The organism is Arthrobacter sp. TmtSoilC51 (assembly GCF_055388015.1).
On the sequence record NZ_AP035877.1, the window covers coordinates 4,882,214 to 4,901,936 of the forward strand.

The 19,723-nt window shown below is 62.3% G+C and carries 19 protein-coding genes; 9 read left to right on the forward strand and 10 right to left on the reverse strand.

Annotated features, from left to right (window positions below):
* Positions 1-90: 90 nt before the first annotated feature.
* The 3 genes from ACZ5G6_RS22335 to ACZ5G6_RS22345 form a co-directional block, all read right to left on the reverse strand.
* The gene (locus ACZ5G6_RS22335) at positions 91-333 is read right to left on the reverse strand and encodes a DUF6458 family protein (protein ID WP_223934973.1); all 243 of its coding nucleotides are present in this window, start codon (positions 331-333) and stop codon (positions 91-93) included.
* A 145-nt stretch (positions 334-478) separates the two neighbouring features.
* Complete coding sequence (locus ACZ5G6_RS22340; RefSeq protein WP_223934974.1) at positions 479-1,384, reverse strand: SDR family oxidoreductase; 906 nt, start codon at positions 1,382-1,384, stop codon at positions 479-481.
* Between the two features lie 155 nt (positions 1,385-1,539).
* A complete protein-coding gene (locus tag ACZ5G6_RS22345; RefSeq protein WP_498688239.1) occupies positions 1,540-2,586 on the reverse strand; it encodes an NAD(P)-dependent alcohol dehydrogenase in 1,047 nt (348 codons plus the stop codon).
* A 94-nt stretch (positions 2,587-2,680) separates the two neighbouring features.
* Here ACZ5G6_RS22345 and ACZ5G6_RS22350 point away from each other — a divergent pair, with 94 nt between their 5' ends.
* Both ACZ5G6_RS22350 and ACZ5G6_RS22355 read left to right on the forward strand, forming a co-directional pair.
* Positions 2,681-3,358: a TetR/AcrR family transcriptional regulator C-terminal domain-containing protein gene (locus ACZ5G6_RS22350; RefSeq protein ID WP_498688240.1), complete on the forward strand. Its 678-nt coding sequence runs from the start codon at positions 2,681-2,683 to the stop codon at positions 3,356-3,358.
* An 82-nt stretch (positions 3,359-3,440) separates the two neighbouring features.
* Positions 3,441-5,357: a glycoside hydrolase family 15 protein gene (locus ACZ5G6_RS22355; RefSeq protein WP_223934977.1), complete on the forward strand. Its 1,917-nt coding sequence runs from the start codon at positions 3,441-3,443 to the stop codon at positions 5,355-5,357.
* 10 nt (positions 5,358-5,367) lie between these two features.
* Here ACZ5G6_RS22355 and ACZ5G6_RS22360 read toward each other — a convergent pair whose 3' ends face one another.
* Positions 5,368-5,649 carry a hypothetical protein gene (locus tag ACZ5G6_RS22360; protein WP_223934978.1) on the reverse strand — a complete coding sequence of 94 codons (282 nt, stop codon included), beginning with the start codon at positions 5,647-5,649 and terminating at the stop codon, positions 5,368-5,370.
* A gap of 121 nt (positions 5,650-5,770) precedes the next feature.
* Between ACZ5G6_RS22360 and ACZ5G6_RS22365 the strand changes: the two genes are divergently transcribed.
* From ACZ5G6_RS22365 to ACZ5G6_RS22375, 3 genes are all read left to right on the forward strand, one after another.
* Positions 5,771-6,235 (forward strand): DUF8821 family protein, encoded by a 465-nt coding sequence (locus ACZ5G6_RS22365; protein WP_223934979.1) that lies wholly within the window; start codon positions 5,771-5,773, stop codon positions 6,233-6,235.
* Positions 6,236-6,358: 123 nt separating this feature from the next.
* Positions 6,359-6,919 (forward strand): hypothetical protein, encoded by a 561-nt coding sequence (locus ACZ5G6_RS22370; protein ID WP_223934980.1) that lies wholly within the window; start codon positions 6,359-6,361, stop codon positions 6,917-6,919.
* A gap of 2 nt (positions 6,920-6,921) precedes the next feature.
* A complete protein-coding gene (locus tag ACZ5G6_RS22375; RefSeq protein WP_498688245.1) occupies positions 6,922-7,446 on the forward strand; it encodes a hypothetical protein in 525 nt (174 codons plus the stop codon).
* Between the two features lie 108 nt (positions 7,447-7,554).
* Here the strand turns inward: ACZ5G6_RS22375 and ACZ5G6_RS22380 are convergent, their stop codons facing one another.
* Positions 7,555-8,763, reverse strand: a complete 1,209-nt coding sequence (locus tag ACZ5G6_RS22380; protein WP_223932928.1) for an IS110 family RNA-guided transposase — start codon at positions 8,761-8,763, stop codon at positions 7,555-7,557.
* 264 nt (positions 8,764-9,027) lie between these two features.
* On the opposite strand from ACZ5G6_RS22380, the gene ACZ5G6_RS22385 reads away from it, so the two are divergent.
* Positions 9,028-11,169 (forward strand): DUF222 domain-containing protein, encoded by a 2,142-nt coding sequence (locus ACZ5G6_RS22385; RefSeq protein WP_498688248.1) that lies wholly within the window; start codon positions 9,028-9,030, stop codon positions 11,167-11,169.
* Between the two features lie 50 nt (positions 11,170-11,219).
* Here ACZ5G6_RS22385 and ACZ5G6_RS22390 read toward each other — a convergent pair whose 3' ends face one another.
* Both ACZ5G6_RS22390 and ACZ5G6_RS22395 read right to left on the reverse strand, forming a co-directional pair.
* Entirely contained in the window at positions 11,220-12,407 is a 1,188-nt protein-coding gene (locus tag ACZ5G6_RS22390; protein WP_498688250.1) for a 4-hydroxybenzoate 3-monooxygenase, read from the reverse strand.
* Positions 12,408-12,518: 111 nt separating this feature from the next.
* Positions 12,519-13,259, reverse strand: a complete 741-nt coding sequence (locus tag ACZ5G6_RS22395; RefSeq protein ID WP_498688252.1) for an IclR family transcriptional regulator — start codon at positions 13,257-13,259, stop codon at positions 12,519-12,521.
* Positions 13,260-13,424: 165 nt separating this feature from the next.
* Between ACZ5G6_RS22395 and ACZ5G6_RS22400 the strand changes: the two genes are divergently transcribed.
* Positions 13,425-14,693: an MFS transporter gene (locus ACZ5G6_RS22400; RefSeq protein WP_498688254.1), complete on the forward strand. Its 1,269-nt coding sequence runs from the start codon at positions 13,425-13,427 to the stop codon at positions 14,691-14,693.
* 15 nt (positions 14,694-14,708) lie between these two features.
* Here the strand turns inward: ACZ5G6_RS22400 and ACZ5G6_RS22405 are convergent, their stop codons facing one another.
* The 3 genes from ACZ5G6_RS22405 to ACZ5G6_RS22415 form a co-directional block, all read right to left on the reverse strand.
* Positions 14,709-15,128 carry an Hpt domain-containing protein gene (locus tag ACZ5G6_RS22405; RefSeq protein WP_223934986.1) on the reverse strand — a complete coding sequence of 140 codons (420 nt, stop codon included), beginning with the start codon at positions 15,126-15,128 and terminating at the stop codon, positions 14,709-14,711.
* The gene (locus tag ACZ5G6_RS22410; protein ID WP_498688256.1) at positions 15,121-15,798 is read right to left on the reverse strand and encodes a signal peptidase I; all 678 of its coding nucleotides are present in this window, start codon (positions 15,796-15,798) and stop codon (positions 15,121-15,123) included. The genes ACZ5G6_RS22405 and ACZ5G6_RS22410 overlap by 8 nt, the downstream gene beginning before the upstream one ends.
* 207 nt (positions 15,799-16,005) lie before the next feature.
* Complete coding sequence (locus tag ACZ5G6_RS22415; protein WP_498688258.1) at positions 16,006-16,611, reverse strand: TasA family protein; 606 nt, start codon at positions 16,609-16,611, stop codon at positions 16,006-16,008.
* Between the two features lie 248 nt (positions 16,612-16,859).
* Between ACZ5G6_RS22415 and ACZ5G6_RS22420 the strand changes: the two genes are divergently transcribed.
* Both ACZ5G6_RS22420 and ACZ5G6_RS22425 read left to right on the forward strand, forming a co-directional pair.
* Positions 16,860-19,265 carry a molybdopterin oxidoreductase family protein gene (locus ACZ5G6_RS22420; RefSeq protein WP_498688261.1) on the forward strand — a complete coding sequence of 802 codons (2,406 nt, stop codon included), beginning with the start codon at positions 16,860-16,862 and terminating at the stop codon, positions 19,263-19,265.
* Entirely contained in the window at positions 19,262-19,723 is a 462-nt protein-coding gene (locus ACZ5G6_RS22425; RefSeq protein ID WP_498688263.1) for a hypothetical protein, read from the forward strand. Before ACZ5G6_RS22420 ends, ACZ5G6_RS22425 begins: the two co-directional genes overlap by 4 nt.

The window sequence follows — 19,723 nt, forward strand, 5'->3', positions numbered from 1 at the left end:
TAGCGGTGCGCCGGCCAGGCGGGGCGCACGCAAGAAAACGCACGACGGCGGCCTCCCGCCGTCGTGCGTTTCTGCCTGCGTTGGAGAGAGCTAAACTTCGGGACGCGGACGCCGGTCAATGATGGTCTCTGGAGCATCGCGACGCTCCACGACATGGTCCGTACGCCGTGTGCGGCTTGCCATGATGATGGAAATGATCAGGCCCAGGACACCCACAGCCATCAGAATGTAGCCGATCAGGACTTGGTCCACGAAGGGGATGAGTCCGGGGGCAAGTGCAAAGGCCAGAATCGCTCCAATGGCGATCAGTGCTATGGAAGAACCTATTCTCATGTCGTGCTCCTCTCACTTCCGACCGGCCCGCGAACGGGTGATCACGGAACTGCGTCGATATCGTAAGCATACTTCGCAATTTGCGACGCGCGATAGATTGTGCCCGCCATTGTTCCCTGCCAGTCGCGCAGACGTGGGCTGCGGATCAGTGCCCGAAACCCGCCGCGAATCGGGCAATTGCGTCCTCCGGAGTGGGCGGCGGACCAAAAACTTCGGCCTGCCGGCTCGTATTGGCGACGTATCGTCCCGTCTCGAACCAGGCAGACATGCTGGCCATGTCGCTTACGAGCGGTACAAAGCGTTCAGTGACTTTGCCCAGGCCCTTGAGCACAGGCGTTGGAACGGCCATGATTTTGATGCCCTTGCCGTCCGGCTCGCCGTGCTTGGACAGGAGATCCATCGCCTCGGACATGCTGACGGGGCGGGTCCATCCGATATCGATGCGTTCGCCATCAGTTATCTCCGCATCAACGGCATCCGCAAGGTATCCCGCGAGGTCGCTGGTGAGGACGAAGGTCAGTGGGGTGTCCTTGGAACCGATCCACATGACACGGCCCTTCGCCAGGGGGTCGCCGCCCATCCCAGCAGTCTGGTCAAAGAATGCACCCGGACGAAGCGCGACGAAAGGGACGCCCAGCTGTTCGAAAGTATCCTCGGCTTGCTTCTTGTGCCAGAAGTGCGGCACCTGGGGTGTCAGATCACAGGTGAGGATGCTGATGAGAACAAACCTCGGGACGCCTGTTTGCTTGGCCGCCACCGCAAGGTTGCTCTGGCCAAAGGTATCGATTGCGTTGGCGTTCTTGTCGTTCCGCGTATACCCGGCAGCCGTGGAAATAACTCCGGCTACACCTGTCATTGCATGGATCAAGGACGCCACGTCAAGCATGTCGCCACGGGCTATCTCAACACCTTTGGCTTCGAGCTTGCCGGCGTCGGATTTTGCCCGAACAAGCGCGCGGACGCTTTTGCCGCGCTTGAGAAGTGCATCAACCACTTGACTACCAAGGTAGCCGGTGGCACCGACCACGAGGACAGGCTTTTCTTCAGCCATGGTTTGCTCCTTGGACTCGCCGGGTTGGCTCCCAAGAACAGTCGTAGCATGCCTCGCGGGGCTGATTCCAGCCTTCACGCAAACGCACGACGGCGACCTTCCGCCGTCGTGCGTTGTGGCCACCTCACCGGCGGACTCGGCCGGTGACCAGCGAGCTACATGGTGATGGCGATCTTCCCGCGCGTTTTGCCGGCGTCGAAATAGCGCATGGCTTCCGGAACCTCGTCAAGAGGATAGCTTCGATCGATGGCCGGGACGATGATTCCGGCTTGGAGGAGGCCGGCGAGGTGCTCAAGGTCTTCCCAACGCTCAGTACCGACGATCATGGTCAGCTTTTGGCTGATGAAGGGGGAAAGTGCCAGTGCCCGGAACTGCCTGTCCATGCCACCAGTCAACGGCCCGCCCTCTTCGCCGCCAGTGATGACTGCCGCGCCTCGTTGGGTGAGCGCACGGCGAAGTCGCTTCAAGCTTGGATTTCCCGCGAGATCGATGATCACGTCATACCGTTCGGAGCCATCAGCGAAGTCCCGCTGGGCGTAGTCGATCACGTGATCGGCGCCGAGGGACCGTACATGGTCCACCTTGCCGCCACTGCATGCGCCGGTCACTTCAGCGCCCGCGGCCTTGGCGAACTGCACGGCGTAGCCGCCAACTCCACCCGAGGCGCCGAGGATCAGCACCTTCTTGTCCGTCTTCGCTTGTCCAGCGTTTATCCCGCCTGCACGAAGAGCCTGGAGGGCGGTACAGGCTGAAACGGGAACCACTGCGGCTTGTTCGAAGCTGACGCTCGCGGGCTTGAGGGCGAGGTGGTCCTCCCCCGCAACGGCATACTCAGCGAAGGAGCCCTTCCCCGCGCCGAAGACGTAGTCCCCAACGGCGAAACGGGTTACGCCAGGCCCCACGGCTTCAACGGTCCCGGCGAGGTCGAGCCCGGGAACAGGATTCCTGGGCCTGCGGAATCCAAAAGCTAGACGCAGGGCGTAGGGCTTCCCGGTCATGAGGTGCCAGGTCCCACGGTCCAGGCCCGCAGCGTGGACGCGTACCAGCACCTCATTGCCCGCCACCTCCGGCTTGGGGATCCGGGCCAAGCGAAGGACGTCGGCGGAGCCATAAGCATGCTGTACCACCGCCTTCATGATGCCTCCCGACGTAGGCGTGGCGTTGGAAGCAGACGTTTCCTTGGCTTGCTGACCAGTGGTCATGGCCGTTCCTTTCAGGGATTCAGCTACTTTTTCGTACGCTGTACTAAAAACGGTATCGTACAATGTACCAAAACGGAATACCCAAGGAGATCCAGTGTCCTCTGCAAGCCCGGACCGCCTTCCGCTCAGTCGCGAAAGGGTTCTCACATGCGCCGTCGAACTGGCCGACGAGTCGGGAATATCCGCGCTGACCATCCGCTCCCTCGCGCAACGCATGGGCACCAAGCCGATGTCGCTGTACTACTACGTAGCCAACAAGGACCAAATCCTGGACGGCATTGTGGACATGGTCTTCAGCGAAGTTGAACTGCCTGCACCTTCCGGGAACTGGCGGGAGGAAATGCACAACCGGGCCAACGCCATGCGCGCCGCCCTCGCTCGGCATCCATGGGCAGTAGGGCTGTTGGAAAGCCGCTCCTCCCCTGGCCCCGCAACACTCCGACACCATGAGGCGACGCTGGCCACCTTGAGATCAGCAGGATTTTCGGTCCAACTAACCGCCCACGCGTACGCAGCGCTGGACAGCTACATTTACGGTTTTGCCCTCCAGGAGGCAGCCCTGCCGTTCGAAGGCCGTGATACTGCGGCCGAAATCACCACGCCCATTATGGAGCGATTCTCAACCGGAGAGTACCCGCACATGGTGGAGATCGCCGTCGAACACGTCCTCAAACCCGGTTACGACTTCGGCGACGAATTCGACTTCGGGCTGAACCTGATTCTTGACGGCCTCAGCCGACTGATGGGCGATACAGGTACAGCAGCCGAATAGCCGCAGCATCCGTTGAGGTGCTTGAGGCAAAAGGGTACGGTCAGGGCATACTCGACGCCGTCTGATTTGAGGATCTGATGCCATGGCCAGAATTGAGGACTACGCAATCATCGGGGACTTGAACACGGCGGCTTTGGTGGCCCGGGATGGGTCCATCGACTGGATGTGCCTGCCGCGTTTCGACTCGCCGGCATGTTTCGCCGCCCTGTTGCATAACCCTGAAGCTGGGCGGTGGCTCATGGCGCCCGCAAATGCAGCGGCCCGGAACGGCGGGAACTGCACGCGTCGCCGGTACCGTCCGGACACCTTGATCCTGGAAACGGAATGGGAAGTAGACGGCGGCGCAGTCCGGGTCACCGACTTCATGCCCGTCCGTGATGATGCCGTGGATCTGGTGCGTATTGTGGAAGGCCTATCCGGCGAAGTCGCCATGCGTGGGGAGTTGATTCTCCGCTTCGACTACGGCCGCGTCGTGCCGTGGGTACGTCACGGCAAGCACGGAATCAGTGCCGTAGCCGGCCCCGATTCTGCCTATATCACCACGCCCGCTCCGCTGAAAGGCCAGGACAGGCGCACAATCAGCGAGTTCACCGTCCGCGCCGGGGAACGCGTCCCCTTTGTGCTTCGCTGGGCACCAAGCCATGAGCCGGAGCCCCGACGCATCGACTCCGCCAAGGCATTTCAAGCCACGGAATCGTTCTGGCGCGAGTGGATTGGCCGCAGCGAGATGGAGGGCAAGTACAAGGATCCGGTGGAGCGATCCCTGATAACCCTCAAGGCTTTGACCTATGCCCCCACGGGAGGCATCGTTGCTGCTGCTACAACGTCCCTTCCCGAGCAACTGGGCGGCTCCCGCAACTGGGACTACCGCTATTGCTGGCTGCGCGATGCAACACTGACGCTGCAGTCCTTGCTTGCCGCCGGATACACGGAAGAAGCAGGGGCTTGGAGGGAATGGCTACTCCGCGCTATAGCCGGCGATCCTTCCGAACTCCAGATCGTTTACGGCTTGGACGGTGCCCGCAGGCTACCGGAAGCCGATATCCCGTGGCTTTCGGGCTACGAAAATTCCCTGCCGGTCCGCATCGGAAACGCTGCGGCCCCCCAGTTGCAACTGGACGTTTGGGGCGAGGTACTGGACGGACTCTCGCTGACCCGGGCGGCATCCCCGGCCGGCACCGTGGACACCTCCTGGGACATTCAAGTGGCCTTGATGGAATTCCTGGAGGGGGCTTGGGACCAGCCAGACAATGGGCTGTGGGAGATGCGCGGCCCCCGCCGGCATTTCACGCATTCCAAGGTGATGGCATGGGTAGCTGCAGATCGCATGGTCAAGGGCGTAAGAACTTCCGGACTGCCCGGCCCCGACGACCGTTGGGAGGCCCTGCGCAACGAGATCCATTCAGAGGTCATGACGCACGGGTTCGATGAAAAACTCAACAGCTTTGTACAGTCCTACGACAGCAAGGAGCTGGACGCCAGCCTGCTCCTCATCCCCCGCGTCGGCTTTCTGGGACGTCGGCACCCCCGCGTGGCGGGAACGGTTAAAGCCATCCAGGAAGGCCTCACCGATGATGGCCTGGTGTTGCGCTACCGAACCGAGTCCGGCCACGACGGCTTGCCCGGCCATGAGGGAGTCTTCCTTGCGTGCTCGTTCTGGCTGGTGGATGCCCTACTGGGCATCGGCCATGCCGGCCAGGCTACGGCACTGTTCGAGCGATTATTGACGCTCCGAAACGATGTTGGGCTGCTCAGCGAGGAATGGGATCCCGAAACCCAACGACAGCTGGGCAATACCCCGCAAGCGTTCAGCCACTTTCCGCTGATCCACTGCGCCCTTCAGCTCCATCACGGCGAAGCCCACAGCAGTGACACGCCCCTGCGTAGCCCGAAACACCCGGAACAAGGAACTGACCAGCTCCCACAACAGGCCATCTCCGAAGGCGGACCGGGCACGCTTCATCCGGCGCCACGAAAGCGCCGCGAGACCAGTCGGTGAAAGACCACAGTTACGATTCCGTTTTTTGATCGTCCGGATCCGCGGGTTCAGCTTTGTGCTTGGCTTCTTCCAGATGTTGATCAAGCTTCCGCTCGGCCTCCCGCCGACGCTGGCCGATGGTCCTCATCTGCTGCGTGGTCGGAGATCCAGCGTCGGTCTCCTGCCACGGATCGCGTTCCTCTGACCCTGCGCCCGAGGGCACGCCAGGGCCCTTCTTCTCTTCTTCGCCCATAAGGAAATCGTCCCATCGCCAGGGCTTCTGCGGTAGCCGCACGCGAGTGGATAAACGCACGACGGCGACCTCCCGCCGTCGTGCGTTTCCCCCACCAAAGCACCGCTTCCCCGCCAAAGCACCGCGGGCCTCGGGATGGAACGCTAGGGTTGGTCCCAACACATCTGACGAGGAGAGCCCATTGCCGTACATCGTTGACTTCAAGAACGTTTCTGTTGAAGGCCTGGAGTCCTCTCCGGTCGCTGAAGCGCTTGCTGGGTTGCGCGCCAACGAGGCCCGCTACTACAAGAACAAGTACGACCATGCCTTCACCGTCAGCCCTGCAAGCGAGGTCCCGGAAGTCGTGGATCGGGTGAGCCGGATCCTGAAGGAAGAGCGCGACATCGTCATAGATTCCCGCCCCCTTGAGGCGACCACCTTCGAGGTTGAGGGTTTGCGGATGGATTACGTGTTCTACGAGTCCGGACTGTCCATCAATGTCATGTACAGCATCGAGGACGGCGGGAAGCGGGCGGTGGGATTCAAACTCGCTGAAGGCATGGACGTGCCGGAAGAACTGGCGTCACGCTTCAAGTTCGCCCGCCAGAAATCCAAACTGGCAGGCGTCATCCGGGGCTCGTACTTCGTGATCAAGGGCGAGTACTGACCGCAGGCCATGACTACGGCCCTATGCCAACGGGCAGGGACCCTCTATTCTCTTGACATGGACGTTTGGGGAGCGTTTTGCCGCACCAAACCCGGTCAGAACAGCATCGGACGCGGGTGACGCATGGATCCCCTCAGCAATGTTCCTTCCCCAGACAACTACGCCGGTTTCATCGCGAGGTTGGATGCGGCGACGGCAAGCCTCAGCACACGGGCGCGGGCTCTGAACAAGGCACTGGCGGCCATCTCGTTGCTTTTGGGACGGTACCAGCGGGCCCTTCGGGCATGGGAACGGCGATTGGCCCGCGTCAACGAGGAACTAGCCCGGCACTCTGGGGAACCTCAGACCTCGGCAGCCCTCCACGAGCTTCACCGAACCGCCGTTCAAATGGAGTCAATGTACAGTGCGCAGATCCTTCGGATCACGGAAAAGCTGGCAAACATCCAAGGACGCCGCGACGCTATCGGGCGGTCGCTACTGGAGCTTGAAGTCAGCAGAGCCAAACTGGATACCTCACGGAAGTTGTCGCAGGACCGCGAGAACCTGAGCAAGGCCCTCTATGAACTCGCTGGCACCGGTGGCGCCACCGCCGAGATCCCCGACCTTGGATTGCGAAACGATCTTAAGGAAGCCCGCGAGGCAGTTGTTCTGGCCGAAGCACTCCTCGAAGTGAAGGGATCCTGACCATGGGGACCACGTCGCACAGCCACCCGTCTGGGGACACAGTTGAAGTGGTGCGCTGGGTGAGGAAACCCGGCGACAACCCCATCGTCAGATTCGCCACCTTCAGCATCCTTGGTGTGATCCTGTGGCTGATCCTGATGATCTTCATGCCTGGCCTGAGAAGCTTCGGCCTCGCCACGATATTCACGGCAGTCTTCGCAACGATTCTCACCGTTCCCACCGTAACCGCGCAGAGGAGCCAGCTGCGCGGGCTGGCCAAACGGATCAACGACACCATCACGGAGATGACAGACGCCTCCACGGACAAGATCTCCCCAAAGCAGCTTCGGAAATTGATCAAGAGCGGCGAGCCGCTTCCACTGTTGGTCAACGGGGTGCCCGGTTTGCAGCTGCACGTGAAACGGGTCGCAAGTGTCAAGGACGACGCCCCCGAAAAACTGCTGGCGGTTATTACCGTTGCCCCGGTAAGCAGTGGAACTGCCAGCTTTGACAGGCTACTCGAGGCGGCATTATATGGAGGACGGTAGAAGCTGAAGGCAGCCGCCTGGCTCTTGGTCGACGAACGAAACCTATTCCTGCAGGCGGAACCGGCCACGCGAAGTCCGACGACGCTAAAAATGATGCTCCTATTGCTGTCAATGGTCGTTGAGCCAGCTTTCGTAGCGTTTGTGGAAGTTGTCGTCGCGGGTGAGTCCGCGTTCGAGACGGGATAGTGCGGTAGGCCAGACGCGGAGGTCATCAGCGGCGGCCTGGAGGGTGATGTTCTTGGCTTTCCGCAGGGCCCGGAGCTGCCCGGCGAAGGGTGCTGGGTGGGGGTGCATGATCTGGTCATAGATTTCACGTGCAACGTAGCGTTTGAGGCAGCGCATGATTTCCTTGGTGGTTTTGCCTTCTTGTCGGCGCCTGGCCACGTAGGTTTTGGTCCGGCTATCACTCATCATCCGTACGAGCACTACGCGATGGATGGCTTTATTGGCTTGCCGGTCTCCGCCACGGCTAAGTCGATGCCGGGTGGTTTTCCCTGAGGCGGCCGGGATGGGGGCAACGCCGACCAGGGCTGCGAACCTTGCCTCCGAGGTGACCCTTTCGGAGTTGTCGCCTACGGTTACCAGCAACTGACTTGCAACGTCAGTGCCAACACCCTGAATGTCCCTGAGCGTAGGGGCGTGAATGGTGAGGATTGCGTCGAGTTCAGTATCGATCAGGGCCACTTCCGTGTTCAGGTGCCGGTAGCGGACAGCCAAGCGCTTGAGAACGATGGCGGTGGCGTTTGGAGGCTCGGCAGGGTCACCGATCGGTCGGCTTTTCTCCAGTGCGCTCATCATTGCAACGCGGCTTAAGCCGCGGTACTTCGCCCGGATGGGCTCAGGAGCAGAGACCAGGATGCTCTTGATCTGAGCCATGACCGCGACCCTTGCCCGCATGGCAGAGTTTCGTTCAGCGCGCAGAACACGTAGTGATTCCACAGCCCCGTCCCTGGCTTTTGGCGTCGCAACCCTGCTGCCGGCAAGTGCAGCTTCCGCAGCCTGATAGGCATCCAACGGATCAGACTTGCCCCGTAGCCGGCGTTCTTGCCGGTTTGGACGCATCACTTCCAGGACCCAGAAGTGCTCCCGACTCAGGACGCGTGCGAGCTCCGCTCCGTAACTGCCTGTGCCCTCCACGCCGATGGACGAGACCGGGCCAAATCCGGTGATGAACTCCACGATCTGCCGGTAGCCGGAACCGACGGCAAGGAACTCCTTGTCCCCTAGATGCCGCCCTGTTTCACTGATGACGGCGACGTGGTGGGTATCGGCATGCGTGTCGATCCCAGCGATGACTTTCGGATGTTGTTTTGCCATGATGAAACTGCCCTGACCTTCTGTTGCGTGCAATGGAACATGAAGGGCACGCCGGCCGGGTGGTCAGACAAGACAGTAATGGGATTCTTTGAGCAGGCTCCTATGAGGTCATGTCCACCTGGCCGCCGCGCTTATTACAGCCTGCGTCACGGCGGACAGATCATTTTGAAGACAAACCACAAGGGCGTCAGTCGGAGGCAGAGTCACACCGCAACACAAGCCAATTCCATCATTACTGTCAGACCCTGGTGGGAGGGTTGATTCATGGAAAGGGTTGGGCAGTTCGCGGCACGTGGGGCGGTAGCCTCCGGTGACGGTGCTGCCCTCTCCCGGGCCAGGATGCGGAGCATGGGAGCACCTACCCGGCTCGCCATGGCATCCAAGAGTTCGACGTCGATGCTGACACGAGCGGATAATCCCAGACGCGCTGAGCTGCTTCGCGGGCTCGAGTCGATAAGGAGTGCACCGCATTCCCCACCCGTCCCGGATGAAACCCTGGATGCCACCGCCAGTCCGGCCCAACCAGGCACCGGCCATGAACACGTGCACTCAGAGCCCACCCCGCCTTCACTAGCCGGCGCCATGGAAACCCTGGTCTCTGCTTTGGAAGGTCCACGCGGGATGGCCGCCACTGAAGCCCGGCTGTTCGGGTTTGTTGAGGCATCACACTTCGCCGGGCGGGTGGAGGAGATCGCCCGGACCGTGGAGTACCTTCAGGTGGTCGCGGCCCAGGCGGTGGAACGGACCCGGCAGGAAGCCCAGCAGGCACACTCCTCCGCCGCGGGCACCAGATGGCGGACAGGCTGGACCGAAACCACAACCGAACCCGGGACCGCACACGAAGCCGGGACCGAAACCACAACCGAACTTGAACGCGAACGCGGGGCCGGGACCGCAACCTCGGGCCCGGACTCGGCTGCCGTTGTTGGGGCCACTGCTGCTGGGCCCGCTGCTGTTGGGCCTGCCGTTGTTGGGCCTGCCGTTGTTGGGTCCGCTGCTGTTGGGTCCGCTGCTGTTGGGTCGGCGGATGCTGCCGCGGTGGTGGATGATGGGTACCGCAACGCCGCGGAATTCCTGCGCGCCCGCCTGAGGATCGGCATCGCCGAAGCCAGGCGCCGGCTCGCCCTCGCAGCCCAAGCGCTCCCCCGCGTCGGCATCGCCGGACAACACATCCCGCCCCGCCGCGAAATCCTTGCCAAGGCCCTCGAATCCACGCAGATACCCACCCGCTCAGCGACCATCATCAGCGCCGCCCTGGACAAAGTACAGCTCCTCACCGACGAGGACACCCTCGCCGGAATGGAACAAGCCCTGACCACCACCGCCCGTGAATCCGATCCCGACTTCGTCCTCAAAATAGCCAAACGCTGGACCGACTCGATCGACCAGGACGGGCCCGAACCCAGCGAAGAAACCCTCCGCCAACTCCAAGGCACCTTCATCCGCAAACCCCGCAACGGACTGCACCACCTGGAAATCTTCGCCACCACCGAACAATACGAAACACTCACCACCGCCATGAACACCGCCACCAACCCCCGCCTCACCACCGGCAACGGCGACACCGGGAACGGCGACACCACCGGGGACAACCACACGACGGGCGGGCCGGGCACGAACGAAGCGGGCACGGGCGGGCCGGACACGGGCGGGCCGGGCACGAACAGTGGCGGCCAAGCTGGTGAGCCTGCCGGTCAGCGTCATGACCGGAACGGATCAGCCAGCCCGGACCTGGACCGCCGCTCCCGCGCGCAGAAACTCCTCGACGGCCTCGTCGGAGCCTGCGGTGTCGCCCTGACCACCGGCAAGCTGCCAGCCAACGGCGGACTCCGGCCCCAGGTCATGGTCACCATCAACCACCACGACCTCCTCCAGGAACTCACGAACACGGCCAACACCCCGACCCGCGCAACCAACACCCGAACCCGCCCGGCCAACACCCCCACGAATCAACCCGGCCCGCAACGAACCCGGCCCAGCTCCGGCGCCGCCACGTTCAGCGGCCCGATCCACCCCAACACCATTCGAAAAATCGCCTGCGACGCCGACATCATCCCGGTCCTGCTCGGCACCGAATCCCGGGTCCTGGACATCGGCCGCACCACCCGGATCTTCCCACCCCACATCCGCAAAGCCATCACCGCCCGGGACCAAGGCTGCGCCTTCCCCGACTGCACCATGCCAGCACCCTGGTGCGAAGCCCACCACATCACCTACTGGTCACACGGCGGCACCACAGGAACCGAAAACGGCACCCTGCTCTGCAGCCACCACCACCACCTCATCCACAAAGAACACTGGACCATCACCACCAACACCGGCGTGCCCTGGTTCACCCCACCACCACACATCGACCCCCACCAAACACCACGCCGCAACCACCACCACACACCCCTCAGAACATAAAGACCCCACAAAGAAGTGGAGACCCGTCAAAGGAAGTAGAGCAAACAGGTCTACCGCGACGTCGACCAGCCCGTGTACGACTCAGCCAAGTACGCCTTGGCGTGTTCGGACGAAACCACGGAGTGCAGTTCCCCGAGCTGGCGGGCCCGGTCGAAATCGTCGGCGCCTGGAACGGTGTGCAGCATGGATGTCATCCAGTAGGAGAAGTGCTGCGCCTTCCACACACGGTCCAAGGCGCGATCACTGTAGGAATCCAGCATCGTGGTTGAGCCGTTGGAGTAGAAAGAATCGAGGCCTTCGAAGAGCACCTTGACGTCGTGGATGGCCAGGTTCAGGCCCTTCGCGCCGGTGGGCGGGACGGTGTGCGAGGCATCGCCAGCAAGGAAGAGGTTGCCGTAGCGCATGGGAGTGTGGACGAAGCTCCGGAACGGCAGGACCATCTTTTCCAGGACCGGGCCTTCGTTGAGCTCGAAACCGTTGCCGTTGACGCGTTTGCGGAACTCGGACCAGATGCGTTCGTCGTCCCAATCGGCCACGTTTTCCTTGGGGTCGCACTGGAAGTACATGCGCTGCACCGCCTCGGTCCGCTGGCTGATCAGGGCGAAACCGTGCTCGGAGTTGGCATAAATCAGCTCGTCGGAGCTGCGCGGTGCCTGGGCCAGGATGCCGAACCAGGCGAACGGGTACTCATGGAAAAACCACTTCCGGTTGGCTTCGGGGATCTGGAAGCGGCAGTGGCTGCGTGAGCCATCGGCGCCAACGAGGAAGTCGGCCTGGATCTCGAACTCCTGGCCGTCGGAGTCAGTGAACCAGACTTTGGGCTTGCCCTCGAGATCGTGAACGGTGGTGTCCGTGACGCTGTACCGGACGTCGCCGCCGTCGGCCTCCCGACGCGCGGCGAGGTCGGCGAAAACGTCCGTCTGCGGGTAGAGCCACACGGACTCGCCCACCAGCTCTTTGAAGTTGATGCGGTGGCTTTCGCCGTTAAACCGTAGCTCGATGCCATCGTGCCGGTCACCTTCGCGCAGCACCCGGTCCGAGACACCGGAGTCCACCAGCAGGTTGACAGTGCCGTGCTCCAGGATGCCGGCGCGAACAGTTTGGTGGATTTGCTCGCGGCTGCGAATCTCCACCACCACTGAGTCGATGCCTTGCTTAGCCAGCAGGTGGGAGAGCATGAGGCCGGCGGGTCCTGCACCCATGATGGCGACCTGTGTGGTGACGATATTGCGTGCCATGGTGTTCCTCGCTTCGTTGCGGTCCCGCTGGGGACAGGATGAGTCTGAAATCAGTGTGGCGTGCGCTGCGTGACCGGTGTTACATGAATTCCGTTGAACGGAATCCTGACTTCAGTCTCCTAGTTGCCTGCCTATTCCCCGCGCAGCAGTCTGTAGCGCCGGAACCAGGGCCTGCAGGCGCATCTCGGCCAAGGGCACCACCACGCCGAGGGCCGCGACTGTGCGCCGCTTGCCGTTCATCACAGGCACGGCAATGCCCCAGGTGTCAGGATCAACGACGCCCGCCAGCTGGGCATAGCCCAGCTGCGCGGCCTCAGCCAGTAGGTGCCGAACGACGTCGGAAGTCACCTTTCCTGCCGGGTCTTGGAACTGTTCGAGGTACTCCCCCTGCAACTCGCGGGACTGGTGTGCCATCAGCGCCAGGCCGGCGGAGGAAATGTGGACTGGCATGCGCCCGGCGATGCGTGCGCGGTTGGCAACCGAGCCCCGGCGCGAAAGCCTCTCCACGAACAGGGCCTCCCATCCATCAAGCACGGCGAGGTTCACGTTCTGGTTGAGGACTTGCTGGATGTCTTCCATAAAGGGCATGGCCGCCTGGCGGAGCGCCAAGGTGGGCGAGTTCCGATTGACGAGCTCCCACAGCCGCAGCCCAAGACGAACGGTCCCGCCAGCACCAAGTTCCAGTAGGCCGTGCCCGGAGAGTTGCCGGACCAGCCGGTGGGCGGAAGACAACGGGAGGCCGGACCTGTCGGCGAGTTCGGTCAGTTGCAGTGAGGTCGCGCCTTCAGGAAAGGCCTCAATAACCCGAACTACGCGATCTACCACTGAGTCACCCGATGCTGAGTTGGCCACGATGCGTTCCTTAGATACCTGTCTGCAACCAGACGCCAAGGCGACGCCTTCCATTCAATGGTAGAACGTGCTGCAGGTTACTCCTGACGGTGATACAACTCTCATAACCGACCGGCCGTTCTGCTTGGCCGCATCCACTCTCAAAGAAGAAATCCCGAGGACGCTATGCCAACGACGTCATCTGCCCGCCGCTCACAATGGCCAGTCTGGCTGTGTTGGCTAGCCATGGTCTTGGACGGCTTCGACCTCGTAGTCCTGGGGACCGTCATACCAACGCTCATCAAGACCGGTGATATAGGCTTTGACGCCGTCGGAGCCACCTTCGCTGCCACTATCTCCTTGGTAGGAGTGGGGCTTGGGGCACTCTTTATCGCCCCGCTGTCCGATAAGTTCGGCCGACGGAAGCTCTTGATTGCCTGCGTGGCCGGCTTCTCGCTGTTCACGATTGGCGTGGCTTTCGCCCCCAACGTCGCGGTTTTCTCGATGCTTCGCCTGCTGGCCGGCCTTGGGCTGGGCGCCTGCCTTCCCGCCGCACTCGCGTACATGAACGATTACGCACCGGCGGGATCAGCGGGAAAGTCGACCACACGGACCATGACTGGCTACCACGTCGGCGCTGTGGCGACTGCGTTCCTGGCAATCCTTGTGGTCCCCAACTGGCGGCTCATGTTCATCATTGGCGGCGTTGCCGGGCTGGCACTCCTGCCGTTCCTGTGGGCGAAACTGCCGGAGTCCCTTCCCGAAGCAGTCCCGACACAGGCGGACCAACCGGCAAAGGCGGGTCCCGGCGTCGTGCATTCCACAGACGGTAAGCAAAAGACCGGGTTCCGTGACCTCCTTCAGAAGCCGTATCCGCTGGTGGCCGCGGGAATCGGCATCGCGTCGTTCATGGGGTTGTTGCTGGTTTACGGTTTGAACACGTGGCTGCCGCAGTTGATGGCAGCTGCCGGTTACACCGTGAGCACCGGCCTGACGCTGTTGCTGGTCCTCAACCTGGGCGCCGTGGCCGGGCTGGTTTTGGCGGGAATTCTTGCCGACCGGCATGGGACCAAGAAGATCGTGCTGCTGTGGTTCGGGCTTTCGGCAGTCTTCCTGGCCGTCCTCAGCGTGAAGATCCAGAACGAGTTCCTGCTCAACGCCGCGGTGTTCGTCACGGGTATCTTTGTCTTCAGCTCGCAGGTGCTGGTTTACGCCTGGGTGAGTCAGCTGTTCCCAGCAAGGCTCCGCGGAACGGCGCTTGGGTTCGCTGCCGGCGTGGGCCGCCTTGGCGCGATCGTCGGTCCGGCGGTTACGGGAACCCTGGTGGCTGCAAACATTGCCTACCCTGCCGGCTTCTACGTGTTCGCCGCAGCGGGAGTGCTGGCCGTCGCGGCGCTGTTCCTGGTGCCGCATCAGGTCAAAAGTCCTGAAGGGGTGCGGGCGTTGGATCGATAACCGCCCGGCACGACGCTAACTGTTGCGCGGGCCCAGCTTCCCGGGCTGCGGGTGAAGCGACTCACGGGCCTTGCCCAAGAGCTGCGGCCCTGCCGCATAGCAACGGTCCGTGTACTGCCGGAGCGCCGGAAGAGCCTGGACAGCGTAGTCGAAGTGGTCCTCGCGGATCATGGACTCGATCGCCCTGCATTGGTCCTCGGTTTCAAGCGCTCCCACCATTGCCGAGGAGATCTTGAGGCTAAGCACAGCATCCATGCTGGCGTCTGCGTCGTGTTCGCAGAGGCCGTTGGAGATCCTCAGGAGCCTGCCCGGCAACATCGAAAGGTAGGTGGAGAGGAAGCGCAACGCCGGAGTAGAGTCTCCCAGTTCATCGGCCAGAGCCTGCAGCCTGCAGGGTTCGAGGGCCGGAATCTGACGCTCTGCTTCTTCACTCATCACTGGCTGCTTGTGTCTGCGCGGCGTCTTCCGGCGTCGACTTGTTGGGGTCCTTGCTCCAGATGGAGGCGAGCATCCCCAGGACCAGAATCCCGGGCGCCCCGTACATCAGGATGTTCATCACGAGGGGTTCGCGCAGGGCGCGGATTGCATTCCCGATGTAAGGGATAGTGGCGATCTGCTTGTCCACCGTTTTCCCCTGCAGGGTGGCGATCCAGGGATCGATGCCATTATTCGCATCGCCCTTGGTCTGCACAGCCACGCCACCATCTGCGGTGGTGGTGATCTCCGTGATGCGATGGGTCTCCACCCGCTGGTCTTCCACCGGGATGTGGTAGGTGATGATGTCGCCCACCTTGACGTCCGTGATCGGCGTCGGAACGGTGACGACGACGTCTCCCGGGTTGATCAAGGGCGCCATCGACCCGGTCAGCATCGTAGAGGTCTGATAGCCCAGTACCCGCGGCCCGATCGCCAGGAACAGGAAAACCAAGGCTGCGATAGCCAACATGGCGAAACCGAAGAATTTCATTGTCTTGCCGGCAATCCTACGGAACGCGCCTGGAGTCGCGGCGGCTTCCTCGGGGGTCTCGACGGCGGTCGTCCTGAGTGCCTCCGCTGAACGCCGGCCAGTGAGTGCGGGTCCGCTGATGCTGGTCGATGCGCTCATGGTCCTGGCGTTCCTTCCGATGTTGGAATCTTCTGATTGAGAGTCTGGGCTATCTGGCTCAGGCTTCTTGCGGGAAAGCCTCAAGTCTGGCTCAGGAAATACCGGCGGACCTGATCGGGCAGGGGGGCGCCCGACCAGGCCCGGCGGGGCTCTGTTTTGAAGCTGGGTGAGTTGAAGCTAGGTGGTGAGGCTTTTGTGGGGCTGGTGTTACCTGGTGGTTTCGGTGCGTTGGGTGCCGGTGAAGGCGAAGGCGATGGTGCTGGTGGCGCCCTGGAAGGTGTCATTCGCCGTGGTGGGGAATGCGGTGGTGACTTTGAGGTAGTCGGTCTTGGCTGCGGTCAGGGCGGTCAGGTTGTTCAGGACTTTGTTCGCGGTGATTACCGGGGCGGCGGCCATGACGGTGGTCTTCGTGCCGGAGCAGGTGTAGGGGGCTGCGGCGCCGGTCCAGGCAACCGAGCAGTTCTCGATGGTCAGCTGCAGGCCGTTGGTTGTGTCGGTGGTGAGCAGTGAGGCGGTGGCGCCGGCGGAGGTGGTGAGGGTGACGTTGTTCAGGTCCGAGTTGCCGGTGTTGGCCAGGGTGACGAGCTTTTCGACCTTGTCTCCGGGCAGGAGTCCTGCCACCGGGACGTTGAGGGTGTTGTTCGCTCCGGTGCCCAGCGCGATGGTGACGGTGCCGGCGGTGGTTTGCTGGCTGGCTGAGGTGGAGGACGTGAACGCGCCGTAGGTTCCCATGCCGGCGACGGCGGCTGCGGTGCCGAGCAATGCGACGGAAGCGAGGACTTTGCCGGAGGTGGTCTTGAGGCTGATGGCCATGGGAATCAATATCCTTTCGGGAGGCCACCGCTACCGGCCGGCCGTTTCGTTTGCCGGCCCTGAGTGGCTGACAAGAAATACTTTGCCGGGCCCGGATCAAGAACCAATCCTGCAATCCATCAACACTTGCTCAGGAAAAGATCAAGAATTCCTGTTGCTTATCCCCACGGCACAGGCACTCTGGACTGATCATAAGCATCCTGATAATCCTGTTACGAAGGGCCAGTCAGGAACGAAGGGGTGGCATCATGGCGGATCGCATTACCGATATATGGGGCACAAGGACCCCTTTCCAACGGGAAGATGAGTGGCCTTCCCGCGTGGATTACGCCCTCATGGAAGGCCTCACAGAGGGCGATGTTGACCACTGGGTCCAGTCCGCTTGCGTGCTGTGCAGCAATGGCTGCGGCTGCGACATTGCCGTGAAGGACGGCGTCATGGTGGGCATTCGCGGCCGCGCGGAAGACCGCATCAACAAAGGACGCCTCGGGCCAAAAGGACTTTTCGCGAGCTGGCAAGGCGTCTCGAACGAGGACCGGCTCACGCAACCGTTGATCCGTGAAGGCGGCGGACTAGTGGCGACTGACTGGGACACGGCCATGAATCGGATCGTGGAACGCAGCACTGAACTCTTGAAGGAGAAGGGTCCGCTCAGCCATGGTTTCTACACCAGCGGCCAACTGTTCCTTGAGGAGTACTACGCCCTGGGCGTGATCGGAAAGGCCGGTATCGGGACGCCCCACATGGACGGAAACACCCGCCTGTGCACCGCGACAGCAGCGTCCGCGCTCAAAGAAACCTTCGGAGCAGACGGACAGCCAGGCGCCTACGAGGACATCGATAATTGCGATGCTATTTTTCTTTACGGCCACAACATGCCCGAAACGCAGACCGTCCTCTGGGCCCGCATCCTGGACCGCCTTTCAGGATCCACACCGCCCAAACTGGTGTGTGTCGACCCGAGGAATACTGAGGCCGCGCGCTATGCCGACGTCCATCTGGCAGTGCGGCCAGGCACCAACCTCGCGCTCATGCACGCCTTGATCCGTGAAGTGCTGCAGAACGGCTGTGAGGACCCCGCCTACATTCAGGACCACACGATCGGCTACGAAGAGCTGAAGTCCACTGTGGAGGAATGGACGCCCGAGGCCGCGGCCGAGGTCTGCGGCGTCAGTGCCCAGGACATCAGGAAGGCCGCACACATCTTCGGCACCTCGGAGCGGGTTCTTTCCACCGTTTTGCAGGGGTTCTACCAGTCATCCCAGGCCACAGCGTCCTCCTGCCAAGTCAATAATCTCCACCTGTTGCGCGGCATGCTCGGGCGGCCCGGAGCCGGCGTCCTGCAGATGAACGGGCAGCCGACGGCACAGAATAACAGGGAATGTGGGGCCGACGGCGACCTTCCGGGCTTCCGTAACTGGCACAACCCGAAACACATCCAAGAACTGGCGTCACTGTGGAACGTGGATCCCGCGATCATCCCCCACTGGGCACCGCCAACCCACGCCATGCAGATCTTCCGCTATGCCGAGCAAGGATCCATCAAGTTCCTGTGGGTCTCGGCCACCAACCCAGCGGTTTCCCTGCCGGAGCTGCCCCGGATCCGGCAGATTCTGGCCAAGCCGGAACTCTTCCTGGTGGTGCAGGATCTGTATCTCACCGAAACGGCCCGGATGGCGGACGTTGTCCTCCCCGCCGCAGCGTGGGGCGAAAAAACCGGGACGTTCACCAACGCTTCCCGCGTCGTCCATCTTTCTGACAAAGCCGTGGACCCACCAGGAGACGCCCGCAGCGATCTGGATATTTTCCTGGACTACTCCAAACGGATGGGCTTCACCAAGCTGGACGGAAGCCCCTTGTTGGCATGGGAGGGTCCGGAAGACGCCTTCGAAGCCTGGAAGGAATGCTCGCGCGGACGGCCCTGCGACTACACCGGGCTGAGCTACGGGAAACTCCGTGGTGGCAGCGGGATCCCGTGGCCCTGCAATGAGCAAAACCCGGATGGCACCACGCGCCTCTATACGGATGGGGTTTTTCCCAGCGACCCCGACTACTGCGAGAACTACGGTCACGATCTTCTGACCGGCGCCGAGGTGGAGCCGGAGCCCTACCGAGCCAAGATGCCCGAGGGCCGCGCATGGCTCAAAACAACCAAGTACCACCCTCCACACGAAGAACCGGATGATGACTACCCGCTCCGGTACACCACTGGGCGAACGGCCTACCACTTCCACACAAGGACCAAGACAGGACGTGCCCGGGCACTCAACGCGGCCGCGCCACGGATGTGGGTGGAGCTCTCCGTCGAAGACGCTTCCGCCCTAGGGATCAGGGAGGGCGACATCGTCCGCGTGTCGTCCCGGCGAGGCCTTATTGAAGCACCTGCTCGAGTCAGTGGCGTCCGGCCCGGAACGGTTTTTGCGCCCTTCCACTACGGATACTGGGACTCGGCAGGCCCATCCGGCCCTGCTGGTCCCGGCCAGGATTCGCCGAGGACTGCAGCCAACGAGCTGACCATCACGGAGTGGGATCCTGTATCAAAGCAGCCGCTTTTCAAGAATGCCGCGGTGAAAGTGGAGAAAATCCGGGACGGCGACGGACCCGCTCCGGCACCCAACACCACCGCCTCACGGCAGGCAGGACAGCAACAATGAACCTCAACATCTACCTGGGATTGCTGCACCAGGGCGAAGCCACCCTGGCTGAGTCCTTCCGGCAGGTCTCCGATGGCCATGGCTCGGAACCCGACATACATTTCCTCTGCCAGACCTTGGCCAAGCAATGCGACCAGCACGGGGAACTCCTCCTCCCCGTAGTGGAGCGATACGGCAAGGACACATCCGACAACGAGCCCGAGAGGCTCCACGCCGACGGCTTGTCAGAAACCCGGAGCGGGCCTGTCGGCCTCCTTCGCGACCTGCAGGACCTGTACGTCTTGGCAAGCTTGGTGGACGTCACGTGGACTGTGGTGAATCAAGCCGGATCCGCGCTCCGCGACGCCGGGCTCCTCGCCGTCGTCGAACAGTGTCACAAAGAAACCGGGATCCAGCTGAGCTGGTTGCAAACCCGGATGAAGCAGGCGGCGCCGCAGGCGCTGCTCGTCGCAGACTGA